General features: G+C 71.5%; 14 protein-coding genes and 1 other RNA gene. 4 read left to right on the top strand and 11 right to left on the bottom strand.

The features are described from left to right. Positions 1 to 185: 185 nt before the first annotated feature. On the top strand, positions 186 to 1,397 hold the full coding sequence (locus LIX60_RS19675) for an MFS transporter (protein WP_227959644.1): 1,212 nt from the start codon (positions 186 to 188) through the stop codon (positions 1,395 to 1,397). A gap of 31 nt (positions 1,398 to 1,428) precedes the next feature. Here the strand turns inward: LIX60_RS19675 and LIX60_RS19670 are convergent, their stop codons facing one another. Genes LIX60_RS19670 through LIX60_RS19655 form a run of 4 tightly spaced genes read right to left on the bottom strand, consistent with a single transcriptional unit; the run spans position 1,429 to position 4,696 of the window. After that, the gene (locus LIX60_RS19670; RefSeq protein ID WP_043469739.1) at positions 1,429 to 1,788 is read right to left on the bottom strand and encodes a hypothetical protein; all 360 of its coding nucleotides are present in this window, start codon (positions 1,786 to 1,788) and stop codon (positions 1,429 to 1,431) included. After that, entirely contained in the window at positions 1,785 to 2,648 is an 864-nt protein-coding gene (locus LIX60_RS19665) for an extradiol ring-cleavage dioxygenase (protein ID WP_019711617.1), read from the bottom strand. Before LIX60_RS19665 ends, LIX60_RS19670 begins: the two co-directional genes overlap by 4 nt. Before the next feature lie 27 nt (positions 2,649 to 2,675). Further along, positions 2,676 to 3,503, bottom strand: coding sequence for a citryl-CoA lyase (locus tag LIX60_RS19660; protein ID WP_227959643.1), 828 nt, complete (start codon positions 3,501 to 3,503; stop codon positions 2,676 to 2,678). Beyond that, a complete protein-coding gene (locus LIX60_RS19655) occupies positions 3,500 to 4,696 on the bottom strand; it encodes a CaiB/BaiF CoA-transferase family protein (RefSeq protein WP_227959642.1) in 1,197 nt (398 codons plus the stop codon). Before LIX60_RS19655 ends, LIX60_RS19660 begins: the two co-directional genes overlap by 4 nt. A 249-nt stretch (positions 4,697 to 4,945) precedes the next feature. On the opposite strand from LIX60_RS19655, the gene LIX60_RS19650 reads away from it, so the two are divergent. Together LIX60_RS19650 and LIX60_RS19645 are read left to right on the top strand one after the other, a co-directional pair. Then, a complete protein-coding gene (locus LIX60_RS19650; protein ID WP_227959641.1) occupies positions 4,946 to 6,436 on the top strand; it encodes an amidohydrolase family protein in 1,491 nt (496 codons plus the stop codon). Positions 6,437 to 6,553: 117 nt separating this feature from the next. After that, positions 6,554 to 7,387 (top strand): IclR family transcriptional regulator C-terminal domain-containing protein, encoded by an 834-nt coding sequence (locus LIX60_RS19645; protein WP_227959640.1) that lies wholly within the window; start codon positions 6,554 to 6,556, stop codon positions 7,385 to 7,387. A gap of 86 nt (positions 7,388 to 7,473) precedes the next feature. Here the strand turns inward: LIX60_RS19645 and ssrA are convergent. From ssrA to ftsE, 5 genes are all read right to left on the bottom strand, one after another. Then, positions 7,474 to 7,852, bottom strand: a transfer-messenger RNA (tmRNA) gene (gene ssrA, locus LIX60_RS19640). 210 nt (positions 7,853 to 8,062) lie between these two features. Further along, positions 8,063 to 8,569: an SsrA-binding protein SmpB gene (gene smpB / locus LIX60_RS19635; protein WP_227959639.1), complete on the bottom strand. Its 507-nt coding sequence runs from the start codon at positions 8,567 to 8,569 to the stop codon at positions 8,063 to 8,065. Positions 8,570 to 8,587: 18 nt separating this feature from the next. After that, positions 8,588 to 9,772 carry a S41 family peptidase gene (locus LIX60_RS19630; RefSeq protein ID WP_227959638.1) on the bottom strand — a complete coding sequence of 395 codons (1,185 nt, stop codon included), beginning with the start codon at positions 9,770 to 9,772 and terminating at the stop codon, positions 8,588 to 8,590. A 67-nt stretch (positions 9,773 to 9,839) separates the two neighbouring features. Then, positions 9,840 to 10,751, bottom strand: a complete 912-nt coding sequence (gene ftsX, locus LIX60_RS19625) for a permease-like cell division protein FtsX (protein WP_019711624.1) — start codon at positions 10,749 to 10,751, stop codon at positions 9,840 to 9,842. A 42-nt stretch (positions 10,752 to 10,793) separates the two neighbouring features. Continuing rightward, on the bottom strand, positions 10,794 to 11,483 hold the full coding sequence (gene ftsE, locus LIX60_RS19620) for a cell division ATP-binding protein FtsE (RefSeq protein WP_039824235.1): 690 nt from the start codon (positions 11,481 to 11,483) through the stop codon (positions 10,794 to 10,796). A 309-nt stretch (positions 11,484 to 11,792) separates the two neighbouring features. On the opposite strand from ftsE, the gene LIX60_RS19615 reads away from it, so the two are divergent. Next, positions 11,793 to 11,984, top strand: coding sequence for a hypothetical protein (locus LIX60_RS19615; RefSeq protein ID WP_019711626.1), 192 nt, complete (start codon positions 11,793 to 11,795; stop codon positions 11,982 to 11,984). Between the two features lie 233 nt (positions 11,985 to 12,217). Here LIX60_RS19615 and LIX60_RS19610 read toward each other — a convergent pair whose 3' ends face one another. Together LIX60_RS19610 and prfB are read right to left on the bottom strand one after the other, a co-directional pair. Then, the gene (locus LIX60_RS19610; RefSeq protein WP_227959637.1) at positions 12,218 to 13,129 is read right to left on the bottom strand and encodes a hypothetical protein; all 912 of its coding nucleotides are present in this window, start codon (positions 13,127 to 13,129) and stop codon (positions 12,218 to 12,220) included. A 330-nt stretch (positions 13,130 to 13,459) separates the two neighbouring features. After that, positions 13,460 to 14,566 carry a peptide chain release factor 2 gene (prfB, locus tag LIX60_RS19605; RefSeq protein ID WP_227959636.1) on the bottom strand — a complete coding sequence of 369 codons (1,107 nt, stop codon included), beginning with the start codon at positions 14,564 to 14,566 and terminating at the stop codon, positions 13,460 to 13,462. Between the last annotated feature and the right edge of the window lie 57 nt (positions 14,567 to 14,623).

Raw genomic sequence — 14,623 nt, 5'->3', positions numbered from 1 at the left:
GGGGCCCGGAAACCGCCGGGGACGGCGAGGGCGGGACAGGCGGGGCCGGGACGGGTGGAGCGGGGACCGGTGGGGCGGGCACCGGTGGGGTGACGTCGAGAGGGGCCGCGACGGGCCCCGGCCGGGCGGGCGGCGGTGCCGGCAGTCGGACCGGCGGCTCCGGCCCCGGCCATCCCGGCGCGCCGGTGCCGAGGAGCGGAGGACGGCCCGGGCCGCTCTCCCCGTACCGGCGTCTCTTCGCCCCCTCCGGGGCGCTCGCCTTCACACTCGCGGCGTTCCCCGGGCGGCTGGCCACCTCCATGCTCGGGGTCTCCACGGTCGTCATGCTGGCCCTCGTCCGGGACTCCTACGCCCTGGCCGGGGCCGTCTCCGCGGTCAACGTCACCGTCACGGCCGTCACCGGCCCCCTGCTCGGGCGGCTGGTGGACCGGCTCGGGCAGACCAGGGTGGCCGTGCCCGCCACCCTCGTCTTCGCGCTGGGCACGGCCGCGATGCTGCTGTGCGTCCGCTACGACGCCCCGGCCTGGGCGCTGTTCCTGTGCTGCGCGGGCAACGCCGGTATTCCGAGCGTGGGTTCGATGACCCGGGCCCGGTGGGCGGCCCTGCACGGGGACGATGCCGAGGCCCGGCACACGGCCAACTCCTTCGAGCAGGTCGTCGACGAGCTGTGCTTCATGCTCGGCCCCGCCCTCGCGATGGTGCTGTGCACGGCGGTGTTCCCGGAGGCCGGGCTGCTGACCGCCGCCGTGCTCCTCACCGGCGGCATGCTGCTCTTCGCCGGCCGGCGCGGCACCGAGCCGCCCGTGCGGAAGCGAACGCCGGGCATGTCCCGGGGCCCGCTGCGGGCGCCCGGCTTCCCCGCCCTCCTCCTCGTGTTCGCGGCGACCGGCGCCCTCTTCGGCTCCCTGGAGGTCGCCACGGTCGCGGCCGTGCAGACGCTCAGTGGTGGCTCGGCGGCCGCCGGTCTCGTCCTGGCGCTCCAGGCGGCCGGCTCCGGGGTGGCGGGGCTGGCGTTCGGCGCGCTCCGGTTGTCCGGAGCCCCCGCCGTGCGGCTGGCCGCGGGGGTGGCGGCGATGACGGTCTGCACCCTGCCGCTGACGGCCGCCGGGAGCCTGCCGCTGCTGGCCGTGCTGCTGTTCGTGGCGGGCATGGCCACGGCCCCGACGATGGTCACCGGGATGTCGCTGGTCCAGCGTCTCGTCCCGGACGGCCGGCTCAACGAGGGCATGACCACCGCCTACACCGGCCTGCTGACCGGCATCGCGGCGGGCGCGGCGGCGGGCGGTCAGTTCGTCGAACGGTGGGGCGCCCCCGCCGCCTACTGGGCCCCGGTCGCGGCCGGGACCCTGGCGCTGCCGGCCGCTCTGGCCGGACTCCCCCGGCTGCGGCGGGTGTGAGCGCCGTACCGCGCGGGCCCCGCGCACCGGCTCAGGTGGCTATGTCCGGGTAGGGCAGGGAGATGTGCCGCATGGCTCTGCCGTAGGCCTTCTGATACTCCAGCGGTCCGTGGTCGCGCTCGAACATCGCGATGAAGAGGGTGAGGGTCAGAAAGGGGTGCGCGCCCATCTCGAAGAGGGCCACATGGTCGTGCTCGCGCAGCGCCCGGCGCTCCTCCTCGGTGAACGCCAACCAGGTGGTCCGCTCGTCCGGGACGCAGTTGAGCAGCTTGCCCGCCATCTCCCCCTCCCACCAGGTCACCAGCCCGGCGGGATCCTCGCGGTAGCGCTCCACCAGTTCGGGGTCGCGGTCGACGGTGTAGAGGAACTTGTCGAGCAGGTACTTGCTCATGCCGGGACTCCGTTCGGATACCAGGTGAAGTACGCCTCCATCGTGTGAAAGAGGTCGAGGGTGTCGACGTGATCGGCCTTGGCGCCCTCGCCGGCCACGCCCATCATCAGCATGAAGTCCATGAACCCGTGGGTGGCGTTGCCCGGATGGTGAAGACTGTCGAGGGTCACTTCCGACAGGCAGCCCTCGATGTCGCTGTTGGCGATCCACTCGACCGCTTTCCGGTCGAACTCCGGGTCCGGGCCGTGCTCGCCGAACTGGCGGGGACCGCCCAGTTCCAGGGAGAGGTGGCCGGTGCCGATGATCGCCACCCGCTTGTCCTCGGGCCAGGACTCCACCAGCCGGCGCAGTGTGCGGCCCAGTTGCACAAAGCGTCTGGGCTGCGGCAGCGGTGGCGCGAAGATGTTGGTGTAGATCGGGACGATGGGCAGATCCGCCTGCGGGCGCAGGGTGATGATCGGGCACGTGATGCTGTGATCGATGCGCAGTTCGTTGCTGAACGCCAGGTCGAAGTCGGCGTCCAGGCCCTTGCGGAGGATGTGCGCGGCCAGCCGCTCCTCTCCGCGCAGCGTCATCCGCGGCAGCCCGAACTCCCGCTCCTCGTTGTGGAAGTTGGCGTCGAAGAACGGCGCCTTGCCCACCAGGAACTGCGGCATGTTGTCCAGCCACAACTGGTGGAAGTGGTCGCTGCCCACCATCACCAGGACATCGGGCCGTGCCCTGGTCAGGGTCTCCCGGAACGCCTCGATCTTGGCGACCCAGGCGTCGGCGAACGGCGGCCGGTCGTCGCCGGTGGCCGTACTGGCCCGGTAGTAGAAGGGGTGGTGGGTGGAGGCGATGACCGCGGCGACGGTGGCCATGGGTGTACTCCTCGGGGTCGGGGCGGCTCAGCGCGACGGGTCGGGGCCGGGATCGGCGGAGGGGGCGGTGTAGACCGCGTTGCGGTCGACGGTGAGGTAGGCGTCCATGCCGATGGGGCGGCGGCGTTCCTCGGCTATCTGCCCGAGGAGGCCGGCGGCCCTGGCCAGCAGGGCGAATCCGCGCAGCAGTTCCACCGGCAGCCCCAGATCGGCCAGCGCCGCGCCGCACACCCCGGCACCGTTCAGCGGAAGCCTGCGGCCGAGCACCTGCTCGTGGACCCGGCCGATGGCCTCGAAGAGCCGGAGGTGGGGCCCGCGCAGCCCTTCCTCCTCCGCGATGCCGATCAGCACCGGGGTCCGCGGGTCCCGCGTCTTGTGGACGGGGTGCCCGAGGCCGGGGACGTACTGCCCGGCCTCACGGGTCCGGGTGACGGCGGCCAGGGCGAGGGCGTCCCAGCCGGCGTCGTCCCCGGGGAGCGGGCCCTCATGCCGGTCGAGGACGTCGCGCAGATAGCCGCCGCAGTCCTCGGTGACACCGAGGAACCGCGAGCCGCCGCCCAGCAGTCCGGCCGCGATCGCCCCCTGCAGCGAGTCCGGGGCCGAGAGATAGGTCAGCCGGGCCGCGATCGCCGTGGGGGTGAACCCGTGGTCGGCGAGGGCGACCAGCACCGCTTCGAAGACCCTCGTCTCCGAGGGGGTGGGGCGGCGCAGGGCGACCAGCCAGAAGGCCAGTTCGCCGAAGCCCACCTTGCCCATGAGGTCGGCGGAGAGGTCCTCCCCCAGGAGGCGGATCTCCTCGGCCGTGGAGGTGCCGAGGGAGGTGGGGAAGGCGGGGACGCCGTCGGTGCCGGTCATGCGGGGGACTCCTCGTCGGTGGCGGCCGCGCCGGCCGGTGCGGACAGCCATTGGCGGATCTCGGCGCCGTGCTCGTCGAGGGACGGCGGCGGCAGCCGGTACTCGGGCGGGGTCTCGGAGAAGGTGATCGGGTTCCGTACGGAGGGGACGGCGTCCGGGCCCTCGCCGGCCGTCACGACCGGGTCGAGCCCGACCTCGCGCGCGAACTCCACACCGCCGGCGATGGTGTTGATCGGCCCGCAGGGGACACCGGCCGCGATGATGTCGCGGAACCACTCCATCCGGGTACGGGTGCGGAGCCGTTCCACCAGCAGGGGGCGGAGCTCCGCCCGGTTGGCCGTGCGGTCCTCGTTGCGGCTGAACCGCGGGTCGTCGGCGAGCTCCGGGACGCCGAGGACCTCGGCCAGCCGGCGGAACTGGCCGTTGTTCCCGGCCGTGACGATCAGGTCGCCGTCCGAGCAGGGCAGCGGTTCGTAGGGGAAGAGGCTGGGATGGCTGTTGCCCATCCGGTGCGGGACGACGCCCCCGGCGACATGGGCGCTGGTCTGGTTGACCAGCCCCGACAGGGCCGAGGACAGCAGATTGACCTCGACGTGCTGGCCGCGGCCGCTGTCGCGGCGGGCGTGCAGGGCGGACAGCACGCCGATGGTGGCGTGCAGCCCCGCCATCACGTCGAAGACGGAGATGCCCGCACGGAACGGCGGGCCGTCCGGGTCCCCGGTGAGGCTCATCAGCCCGGAGATCGCCTGGACGATCAGGTCGTAGCCCGGCAGGGCGGCGCCTTCCGGGCCGCTGCCGAAGCCGCTGATCGAGGCGTAGACGACGGCCGGGTTGCCGGCGGCGACCGTGTCGTAGTCCAGTCCGAAGCGGGTCAGGCCGCCGGGCTTGAAGTTTTCGACGAACACATCGGCGCGCCGGGCGAGTTCGCGGGCCGCCGCGAGGTCACCGGGGTCCTTGAGGTCGAGCGCGATGGAGCGCTTGTTGCGGTTGATTCCCAGGTAGTACGTCGAGACGCCGTTCCGGACCGGTGGCTGCCAGGACCGGGTGTCGTCGCCGCCGGGGGCCTCGACCTTGACCACCTCCGCGCCGAGGTCGGCCAGGAGCATCGTCGCGTAGGGGCCGGCGAGGATCCGCGAGAAGTCGGCCACCAGCAGCCCCGAGAGGGGGCCGCGGCGGGGCTCTGTACCGGGCACGGCTGTTCTCCGATCTTCGGCGTATGACGCGTCCGATTCCGCTTGTCCGCTGCACGGACACTCGTCCGCTCAACTCCGGCCCAGTCTCGGCGCGGCTCTGCAGGGCTGTCAAGGGAGGCACACGAACGGGTAGCACGCGGTGCCGGACTCTTGACAGGCCCCACCGGCCGTTCCAGAGTGGCCGCACCAAGTCCGCGACCGGCATACGGACATCCGTCCGCCACACCGGCCGACCCTGTGGAGGATGAGATGTCCCACCCCGAAGCCCAGGTGCCGGCGGCCGGCCGGCCGGTGGTGTTCCGCGGCGGCACCGTGCTGACCATGGACGACGCCCGCACCGTTCTGACCGGCGCGGACGTCCTGGTGGTGGACGATCGCGTCGCCGCGGTCGGCCGGGGCCTCGACGTCCCCGGGGGCTGCTGGGAGATCGACGCCCGCGGGGGCATCGTCATGCCGGGCATGATCGACACCCACCGGCACATGTGGCAGACCGCCATGCGCGGTTACGGCGCCGACTGGACGCTGACGCAGTACTTCGTCTGGTACTACCTGGAGCACGGAAGGGCCTTCCGCCCGGAGGACGTGTACGCCGGCAACCTGCTCTCCGCCTGGGAAGCGCTGGAGGCGGGGGTCACCACCACGGTCGACTGGTCCCACGGCCTGCGGACCGTGGACCACGCGGAGGCCGCCGTCGACGCCCTCCGGGCGGTCCCCGGCCGGTTCGTCCTCGCCTACGGCAACATCCACGCGGCGCCGTGGGAGTGGACCGCCGACCCCGCCGTCCGGTCCTTCCTCGATCGGAGCCGCACCGGGAAGGGCGACCTCCTCGGCTTCCAGCTCGCGTTCGACGTCACGGGCGATCCCGCCTTCCCGGAGAAGGCCGCCTTCGAGGCCGCCCGCGAGCTCGGACTGCCGGTCACCACCCACGCGGGGGTCTGGGGGGCCACCGACGACACGGGCATCCGCCTGATGTACGAGAACGGCTTCATGACCCCGGAGACCGTCTATGTCCACGCGGCGACGCTCACCGCCGACGCCTACCACCGGATCGCCGCCACCGGCGGTTCCGTGTCCGTCTCCACCGAGTCCGAGCAGAGCGCCGGCCAGGGCTACCCGCCCACCTGGCAGGTCCGCCGGCACGGCATTCCGGTGTCCCTGTCGATGGACACCAGCGTCTGGTGGAGCGGCGACCTCTTCACCGCCATGCGCACCACGCTCGGCGCCGACCGGTCACGGGAACATCTGGAGGCCCATACGCGCGGCGACACGGTGACCCATGTCCATCTGCGGGCCGAGCAGGTGGTCGACTGGGCGACCCGCGGCGGCGCCCGCGCCCTGGGCCGGGACGACCTGGGCCGGCTGGAACCGGGGGCGAAGGCCGACGTCGTGCTGATCCGGAACGACGCCTCACCGGTCTCGTTCCCGCTGCTCAACCCCTACGGGCACGTGGTGTTCCAGGCGCAGCGCGGCGATGTGCATACCGTGCTGGTCGACGGCCGGGTGGTGAAGCACGCGCACCGGCTGGTCGGCGCCGATCTGCCGGCCGTGCGGCGCACCGCCGAGGCGACCGTGGAGCATCTGCGGTCGGCGCTGGGCGAGGAGGCGTGGGCCGCCGGCATGGACCCCGACCTGCCGGACGACGAGGTGCTGGACAACCCGTACCAGTACACCGAGTACAAGTCGGACTCCACGCGCGGCGCCCGGGGCACCGTGTTCGGTGAGCCGGACTCCGGTGGCTGAGCGGCCCCGGCGGCCGCCACCGGGTGCCCGTACCGTCCCGCCGAGGCCGTAGGCTCCCCCGGGACGGGCGGTCGCCGAGCGGGCACCGCGGGCCACACGATCACGGGAGGCAGGGAGATGGCTGGACGAGGGGCGGGGCCGGACTTCGTCGAGTCCCTGGCCCGCGGGCTGGACGTGCTGGCCGCCTTCGACACCGACCACCGCAGCATGTCCCTCACCGAGGTGGCCACCGCGGCCGGGCTCGCCCGGCCGACAGCCCGCCGGCTGCTGCTGACACTGGAGGAGCTGGGCTTCGTCCGGTCCTCCGGCAGCGCCTTCCAGCTGACCCCCAAGGTGCTCACCCTGGGCATGGCCTATGTGGGGGCCCTCGGCCTCTGGGACATCGCGCGGCCGCACATGGAGTCGCTGGTCGCCCGCACCGGCGAGTCCTCGTCCATGGCCCAGCTGGACGGTTCGGACATCGTCTACGTGGCCCGGGTCTCCGTACCCAAGATCATCGCCTTGCGGGTGGAGATCGGCACCCGGTTCCCCGCCCTCCGGACCTCGCAGGGGAAGGTGCTGCTCGCCGCCCTCTCCCCCGCCGAGCTGGCGGCCGCGCTGGCCCTGCCCAGCCGCTCCGGCCTGCCGGGAGAGAACGACCGGAGCACTCAAGAGCGGCTGCACGAGGAGCTCACCGAGGTGCGCGCCCGCGGCTGGGCGCTGGCGGACGAGGAGCTGGCTCCGGGGGTCCGCTCCGTCGCCGTCCCCGTGCGGGACGGCACCGGAACCGTCCGGGCCGCCATGAACGTCACCGTGCATGCCGCCGAGACCTCGGCCGAGAAGCTGCTGCGGGAGCATCTGCCGCTCCTGCTGCGCACCGCTGGGGACATCAGTGCCGAGTGGGCGCTGTGGCAGTCCCGGCCGCACCGGGAGCTGGACCCCCGTACGGAGACGGCCTCCGCTCCCGGCTGAGACCGCGCGCACGGCGCACGGCACCGGCCCGTACCCGTACAACGCCGAAGGCCCCGCTGGATCAGCGGGGCCTTCGGCGCATGGGATGGTGGAGATGGCGGGAATCGAACCCGCGTCCAACGGTGCGGAAACAGGGCTTCTCCGAGCGCAGTTCGCTGCGATTTTCTCGGCCCCGGAGATCACGCGAACAAGTCTCCGACGGGCTCAGCCACTGTTTGATTTCCCACCGGCCCCCGTGGCCGGGGCCGGTGGTTTAGATCCCTAGCTGATGCCAGGTTCCGGGACGGGATCAAGCCCGGGCTGACACTCCGCAGAGTCGCTGTCTGTTAAATCAGGCAGCGAGGGCGAAGGAATCGCGCTTGGTGTTGGCGATTATTTTTTGCGACATATGGTTTACGAGATCATTGCCGCTTCCTCGGCTCGCTTCCCCTGCTTCGACATCCGCTGTCGAAACCGATCATCCCCATGTTGATTTGACAAGCACACCCGGTGCGGAACACCCGGTGGCGCTGTGGTCCATCGTACGTCAACAACCGACGCGGGAGCCAGATCATTCCCGCCCGGCACCGGGAGAGCGTGATCCGCGCCACCCGCGGCCCGTCCCGGGCCCGCCGGCGTCCTCGGACCTCCGGCCGTCACGCCCGCCGGACGCCCGCCGGACCGTCCGCCGGCATCTCACGCCCGCTGGCGCCGCCGCACCGCCGAGATCGCCCGGTCCGTCTCGCGCCGGTCCTGCTTCTCGCGCAGCGTCTGCCGCTTGTCGTACTCCTTCTTGCCCTTGGCCAGCGCGATCTCGACCTTGGCCCGGCCCTCCTTGAAGTACAGCTGCAGCGGGACGATGGTGTGCCCGCTCTCCTGCGACTTGCGCTCCAGCTTGTCGATCTCCTCGCGGTGCAGCAGCAGCTTCCGCTTCCGCCGTGCCGCGTGGTTGGTCCAGGTGCCCTGCGTGTACTCGGGGATGTGCACGTTGTGCAGCCAGGCCTCGCCGCCGTCCAGCTGGACGAAGCCGTCCACCAGGGACGCCCGGCCCTGCCGCAGGGACTTGACCTCGGTGCCGGTCAGCACCAGACCGCACTCGTAGGTGTCCAGGATGGTGTAGTCGTGCCGCGCCTTCTTGTTCTGCGCGACCAGTTTGCGGCCCGACTCCCTGGCCTTCTCTTTAGCCTTGTTGGTTTTTGCCATAGCGCGGCCATTCTCGCACTACGAGCCACCCGCGAGGCCAGTCAATACCGTCCGGGCCCGCTCCTCGGCGCCCTCCCGGGCCACCAGGTCGGGGGTGATCCCCTCGCCGTCCACGGACCGCCCGGAGGGGGTGCGGTAGTGGCCGACGGTCAGCTCGGCCACCGAGCCGTCCGGCAGCTCCTCGGGCATCTGCACGGAGCCCTTGCCGAAGGTCTCCGTCCCGACGACGACCGCCCGGCCCCGGTCCTGCAGCGCGCCGGCCAGCAGCTCGGCCGAGCTCATGGTGCCGCCGTCCACCAGGACGACCAGCGGCACCCCGCTGCCGGCGCCGCCCTCCTCCGCGTGCAGGGCCCGTTGCTCGCCGTGCACGTCGTAGGTGGCGACGAGGCCGCCGTCGAGGAAGGCGGAGGCCGCGGTCACCGCCTCGCCGACCAGTCCGCCGGGGTTGCCCCGCAGGTCGAGCAGCACACCCGCGCCGTCGCGGGCCTTCCGCACCGCGCGGACGACCTCCTCGCCGGACCCCTTGGTGAAGGAGCCGACCTCGATCAGGGTCGTGCCGTCCGCCGCGGTCCGGACGGTGACGCTCTCCGCGGCCAGCCTGGTCCGGGTCAGGGTCTCCCGCCAGCGGCGGTCACCGCGTTCCAGGTCCAGTTCGACGGAGGAGCCCTCCCCGGCGCCCCGGTCGTCGCCGCGCAGCAGGGCGACGACCTCGGTGACGGGCTGCCCGCCGGTCTTCTCGCCGTCGATGGCGCGGAGCCCGTCGCCGGGTCTGATGCCGGCGCGGTCGGCGGGGCTGCCGGGCAGGGCCCGCGCCACCTCGATCCGTCCCTCGGCGTCGTGCCGCACCCAGATGCCGACCCCGACGTACCAGCCGTCCAGGCTCTGCCGCAGGCCCTCGTACTCCCCGGCGCTGTAGACGGCGGACCAGCGGTCGCCGCTGCGGCTGACGACCTCCTCGGCGGCGTCGGTCCCGGACTCGCCCGCGGCCATGGCCGCCGCTGCCGCCTCGGCGACGGCGGCCTCGTCGGGCCCCTCACCGGCCGTGTCCGCGACCGCATCGGCCCGTACGGACACGTGCTCCCGGGTGTCGTCCTGCCAGATGCCGGAGACGCCGCCGGTGACGAGGACACTGCCGAGGACCAAGGTCAGGGCGGCCCCGCGGCGGAGGCGGCGGGGCGGGACGAACATCGACGAGCCCGACATGCCGGTGAGTCTAGGCGACGCCGAAGCGCCGTACGGGGAGTTGGCCGTACGGCGGCTTGGACGAACATCACACCTTGAGGTACTTGCGCAGAGCGAAGAAAGCGGCGATCGCGGGCATGAGAAGGCCGATCGCCAGCACCAGCGGCAACTTGGCGAGCACCACGTCCCAGCCGATGAAGTTGATGAGGTCGATCCGCTCCGCCAGCCAGTTGTTGACGAGGAAGAACTTCCCGAACACCAGCAGCACGCAGGCGAAGACGGCGCCGATGAGGCCCGCGATGGCGGCCTCCATGATGAACGGCATCTGGATGTAGAAGCTCGACGCCCCGACCAGCCGCATGATGCCGGTCTCCCGGCGCCGGCTGAACGCCGAGACCCGCACCGTGTTGACGATCAGCATCAGCGCCACGATCAGCATCAGCGCCATCACGACGAGTGCCGCGATGTTCATGCCGTTCAGCAGATTGAAGAGGTTGTCGAGCACATCCCGTTGGTCCTCCACCGCCTGCACCCCGGGACGGGCCGAGAAGGCGCTCTTGATGACCTGGTACTTCTCCGGGTCCTTCAGCTTGACCCGGTACGACTCCTGCATCTGGTCCGGGGTGAGCGAGGAGGCCAACGGGGAGTCGCCGAACTGCTCCTTGTAGTGCTTGTACGCCTGGTCGCTCGACTCGTGGTGGACGGTGTCGACGACCGGCATCCTCTGCAGCTCGGCCTCGATCTCCTTCTTCTGGTCCGCCGTGACCGCGCCCTTGGCGCAGTTCGGGTCGCTCTCCGCGTCGTTCTTGTTGCAGAGGAAGATCGAGACGTTGACCTTGTCGTACCAGTAGCCCTTCATCGTGTCGACCTGGTCCCGCATGAGCAGGGAGGCGCCGAACAGGCCGAGCGAGAGGGCGACGGAGACGATGACGGCGAAGGTCATCGTGAGATTGCGACGGAGACCGACGCTGATCTCCGACAGGACGAACTGGGCGCGCATGATGTCCTTTCAGGGTGTGGCCCGCGGCTACGGTGTGGTCACTCAGTGCGCGTAGCCGTAGACACCGCGCGACTGGTCGCGCACCAGCCGGCCCTTCTCGAGCTCGATGACGCGCTTGCGCATCTGGTCGACGATCTGCTGGTCGTGGGTCGCCATCACCACGGTCGTACCGGTCCGGTTGATCCGGTCCAGCAGCTTCATGATGCCGACCGAGGTCTGCGGGTCGAGGTTGCCCGTCGGCTCGTCCGCGATCAGCAGCATCGGGCGGTTGACGAACGCCCGGGCGATGGCCACCCGCTGCTGCTCACCGCCGGAGAGTTCGCCCGGCATCCGGTCGTCCTTGCCGCCCAGCCCGACCAGGTCCAGGACCTCGGGGACCGTCTTGCGGATCTGCGCCCGCGGCTTGCCGATCACTTCGAGGGCGAAGGCGACGTTCTCCCCGACCGTCTTGTTGGGGAGCAGCCGGAAGTCCTGGAAGACGGTGCCCAGCTGGCGCCGCATCTGCGGCACCTTCCAGTTGGAGAGCCGTGCCAGGTCCTTGCCCAGGACGTGCACCGAGCCATGGGTCGCCCGCTCCTCGCGGAGCAGCAGCCGCAGGAAGGTGGACTTGCCCGAGCCTGAGGAGCCCACGAGGAAGACGAACTCGCCCTTCTCGACCTCCAGCGAGACATCCCGCAGCGCGGGCCTCGTCTGCTTGGGGTAGGACTTGGATACGTTGTCGAATCGGATCACGGGTGCACCACGGTCGGCCTTGTAGAGAAGAGGGGACGCGGAACGCCGTACAGCCCAGCTGCGGCGCCCGCCGGTGAGCGTGACCATACGCGAACCCGGCGGAGTCGTGCAGTCGTCGCCCTCCGATGAGCGCCGATTCACGGCACCATCGGGAATAAACCCGGCAATAGCGGCACGGCTTCGCCACCGGTGGTCCCCCGGCCCTTCCAAGTGCGCTTCCCGGTGCGCCGGATCGCCGGGAAGCTGGCACAGTGGTATGGGGAACGGAAGCGCTCCCCCGGGCGTTGGCCCCAGTGAGGAGGAGATCGCATGACATGCGACCGACTGGTGTGCGCCAACTGCGCGGGCCCGGTGAACGAGGGGCGCTGCGCCGTCTGCCGTGCCAGCAGAGAGCGGCTCCAGCACCAGAACGGCCTCTTCGCCGGACTCTCCCCGGCCGCACTGATCGCCCTGCTGGTCACGCTCGTGGCCGTGGCCCTGCTGGCGCACCAGACCGCGTAGACGGCGGGCGGGCGAAACAGACGGCGGGCAGGCGGGCACCCGGACGACCCGGGCTCCGGCCCGGGGCCGCGTTCCGGCCCGCTCCCGGCGGCTCTGCCCGTACGCGCCCTGAACGGCTCCCGCGCGCATGCCGAGGGCCCCGGAACGCCGGCTGCGTTCCGGGGCCCTCGGCCCGTTCTCAGGTGCCCTGTGGCGGGCGTGTGCCGTGCCCGGTGACCGTGCGGACCACCCGGTCAGGCAGCGGCGCCGCCGCGGCCGGCCACGATCTGCGGCAGGAAGCGGAAGCCGATGCCACCGGCGATCATCGTCGCGGCACCGATCAGCAGGAACGCGGTCTCGGAGGCGCCGGTCTCGGCCAGCTCCTCCTTGGCCTCGCCCTGCTCGACCGGCTGCGCGCCGATGTTGTTGGTGTCGGTGCCGGTGTCGATACCGGTGTCGACGTTGCCGCCGGTGTCGGGGCCGGGGTTGTTGCCCCCGCCGGTGCTGCCGCCGGTGCTGCCGGAGCCACCGTTGCCGCCGGTGCCGCCGGTGTTGCCGGAGCCGCCGTTGTCACCGCCGCCGTCGCCGCCACCGGTGCCACCGCCGTTGCCGGTGCCGCCGTTGTCGCCGGAGCCGCCGTTGTCACCGCCGCCGTCGCCGCCGCCGATGCCACCGCCGATCCCGCCACCGATCGCGCCGCCGTCGGCGCCACCGTCCGCACCGCCGTCACCGCCGCCGATGCCACCACCGATCCCGCCACCGATGCCGCCGCCGTCGGCGCCACCGTCCGCACCGCCATCGGCACCACCGTCAGCGCCACCATCGGCACCGCCATCGGCGCCACCATCGGCACCGCCGTCCGCACCGCCGTCGGCACCGCCGTCGGCACCGCCGTCGGCACCGCCGTCAGCGCCACCGTCCGTGCCGCCGTTGCCGGCGCCGCCGTCCTCGCACTCCGAGGGGAGGACGTCGCAGGGGTCGGGCTCGTCACCCTGGATGCTGACCTCGACGTTCCCCTCCTCCACGGAGGCCTTGGTGCTGAGCCCGCCGATCTGAACGTCCACGCCGACGGCCTGTGCGGCGCCCGCGGCGGTCAGGGAGGCCCCGGCAGCGATCACCGCGCCGGCGGTTATGCGCGCAACGCGCAACCGCGTCTTCTTCGTCATCTAGCTGCTACCCCCAGTAGCTGATCTCGTCAGTGGAGCAGCCATGCATGGGCTGTTGGTCGTCATGGGTAGGAGTGACGCGGGACTCTCGTTCCGCCCGCCCCTTAGCGCCCGCGCCCAGACATGGGCATGCCGAGCGTCACCCTTCCCAAGATTCACAGCAGCGTCAAGCGCGTTGAGCGCGCTATGTCCGTTGCGTGACCACTTGCGCCGGGGCCACGCTCAGGACTGTGACGAAAACGGCAACTGCCGCCCATGAGACGGCAGTTGAGCATTCACATTCTTTCTCCGCACAGCCCCCGGAACCGCTCGCGGCGGCCGTCCGGCGGGCTACTTCTCGCGCTGCTTGCGCCAGCGGATACCGGACTCCAGGAAGCCGTCGATGTCGCCGTCGAGGACAGCCTGCGGGTTGCCGACCTCGTACTCCGTGCGCAGGTCCTTGACCATCTGGTACGGGTGCAGCACATAGGAGCGCATCTGGTTGCCCCAGGAGCCCGAGCCCTCGCCCTTGAGCGCGTCCATCTTGGCCTGCTCCTCCTGCCGGCGGCGTTCCAGCAGCTTCGCCTGGAGGACGTTCATGGCGCTGGCCTTGTTCTGGATCTGCGAGCGCTCGTTCTGGCAGGAGACGACGATCCCGGTCGGGATGTGGGTCAGCCGGACCGCGGAGTCGGTCGTGTTGACGCCCTGGCCACCGGGCCCGGAGGAGCGGTAGACGTCGACGCGCAGGTCGGACTCGTCGATGTCGATGTGGTCGGTCTGCTCGACCACCGGGAGCACCTCGACCCCCGCGAAGGAGGTCTGCCGGCGGCCCTGGTTGTCGAACGGCGAGATGCGCACCAGACGGTGCGTGCCCTGCTCGACCGAGAGGGTGCCGTAGGCGTACGGGGTCTGGACGGCGAAGGTCGTCGACTTGATCCCAGCCTCTTCGGCGTAGGACGTCTCGTAGACCTCGGTCTTGTAGCCGTGCCGCTCGGCCCAGCGCAGATACATCCGCTGCAGCTGCTCGGCGAAGTCGGCGGCGTCCACGCCACCGGCCTCGGCGCGGATGTTGACCAGCGCCTCACGGGCGTCGTACTCGCCGGACAGGAGGGTGCGGACCTCCATCTCCTCGACGGCCTTGCGGACCGAGCGGAGCTCGTTCTCGGCCTCCTCGCGGGTGTCCGCGTCGTCCTCCGACTCGGCCAGCTCGAACAGGACGGAGAGGTCGTCGATCCGGCCGCGCAGTTCCTCGGCCCGGCGGAGCTGGCCCTGCAGATAGGACAGCTTGCTGGTGACCTTCTGCGCGTTCTCGACGTCGTCCCAGAGGTCCTGGGCCGCCGCCTGCTCCTCCAGCTCGGCGATATCGGCCCTCATCCGGTCGAGGTCCAGGACGGCCTCGATCGACTCCATGGTCGAGGAGAGGGACTTCAGCTCTTCGGATACATCGACGACTGCCACGCCCCCAGCCTAACGGCTTCCGGCCGGAGACCACGCAGAGGCGGGTACGGGGTGCCC

This window comes from Streptomyces sp. S07_1.15 (assembly GCF_020739505.1).
GTDB classification, from domain to species: Bacteria; Actinomycetota; Actinomycetes; order Streptomycetales; family Streptomycetaceae; genus Streptomyces; species Streptomyces xinghaiensis.
This window is presented reverse-complemented; position numbering and strand designations above follow the sequence as displayed.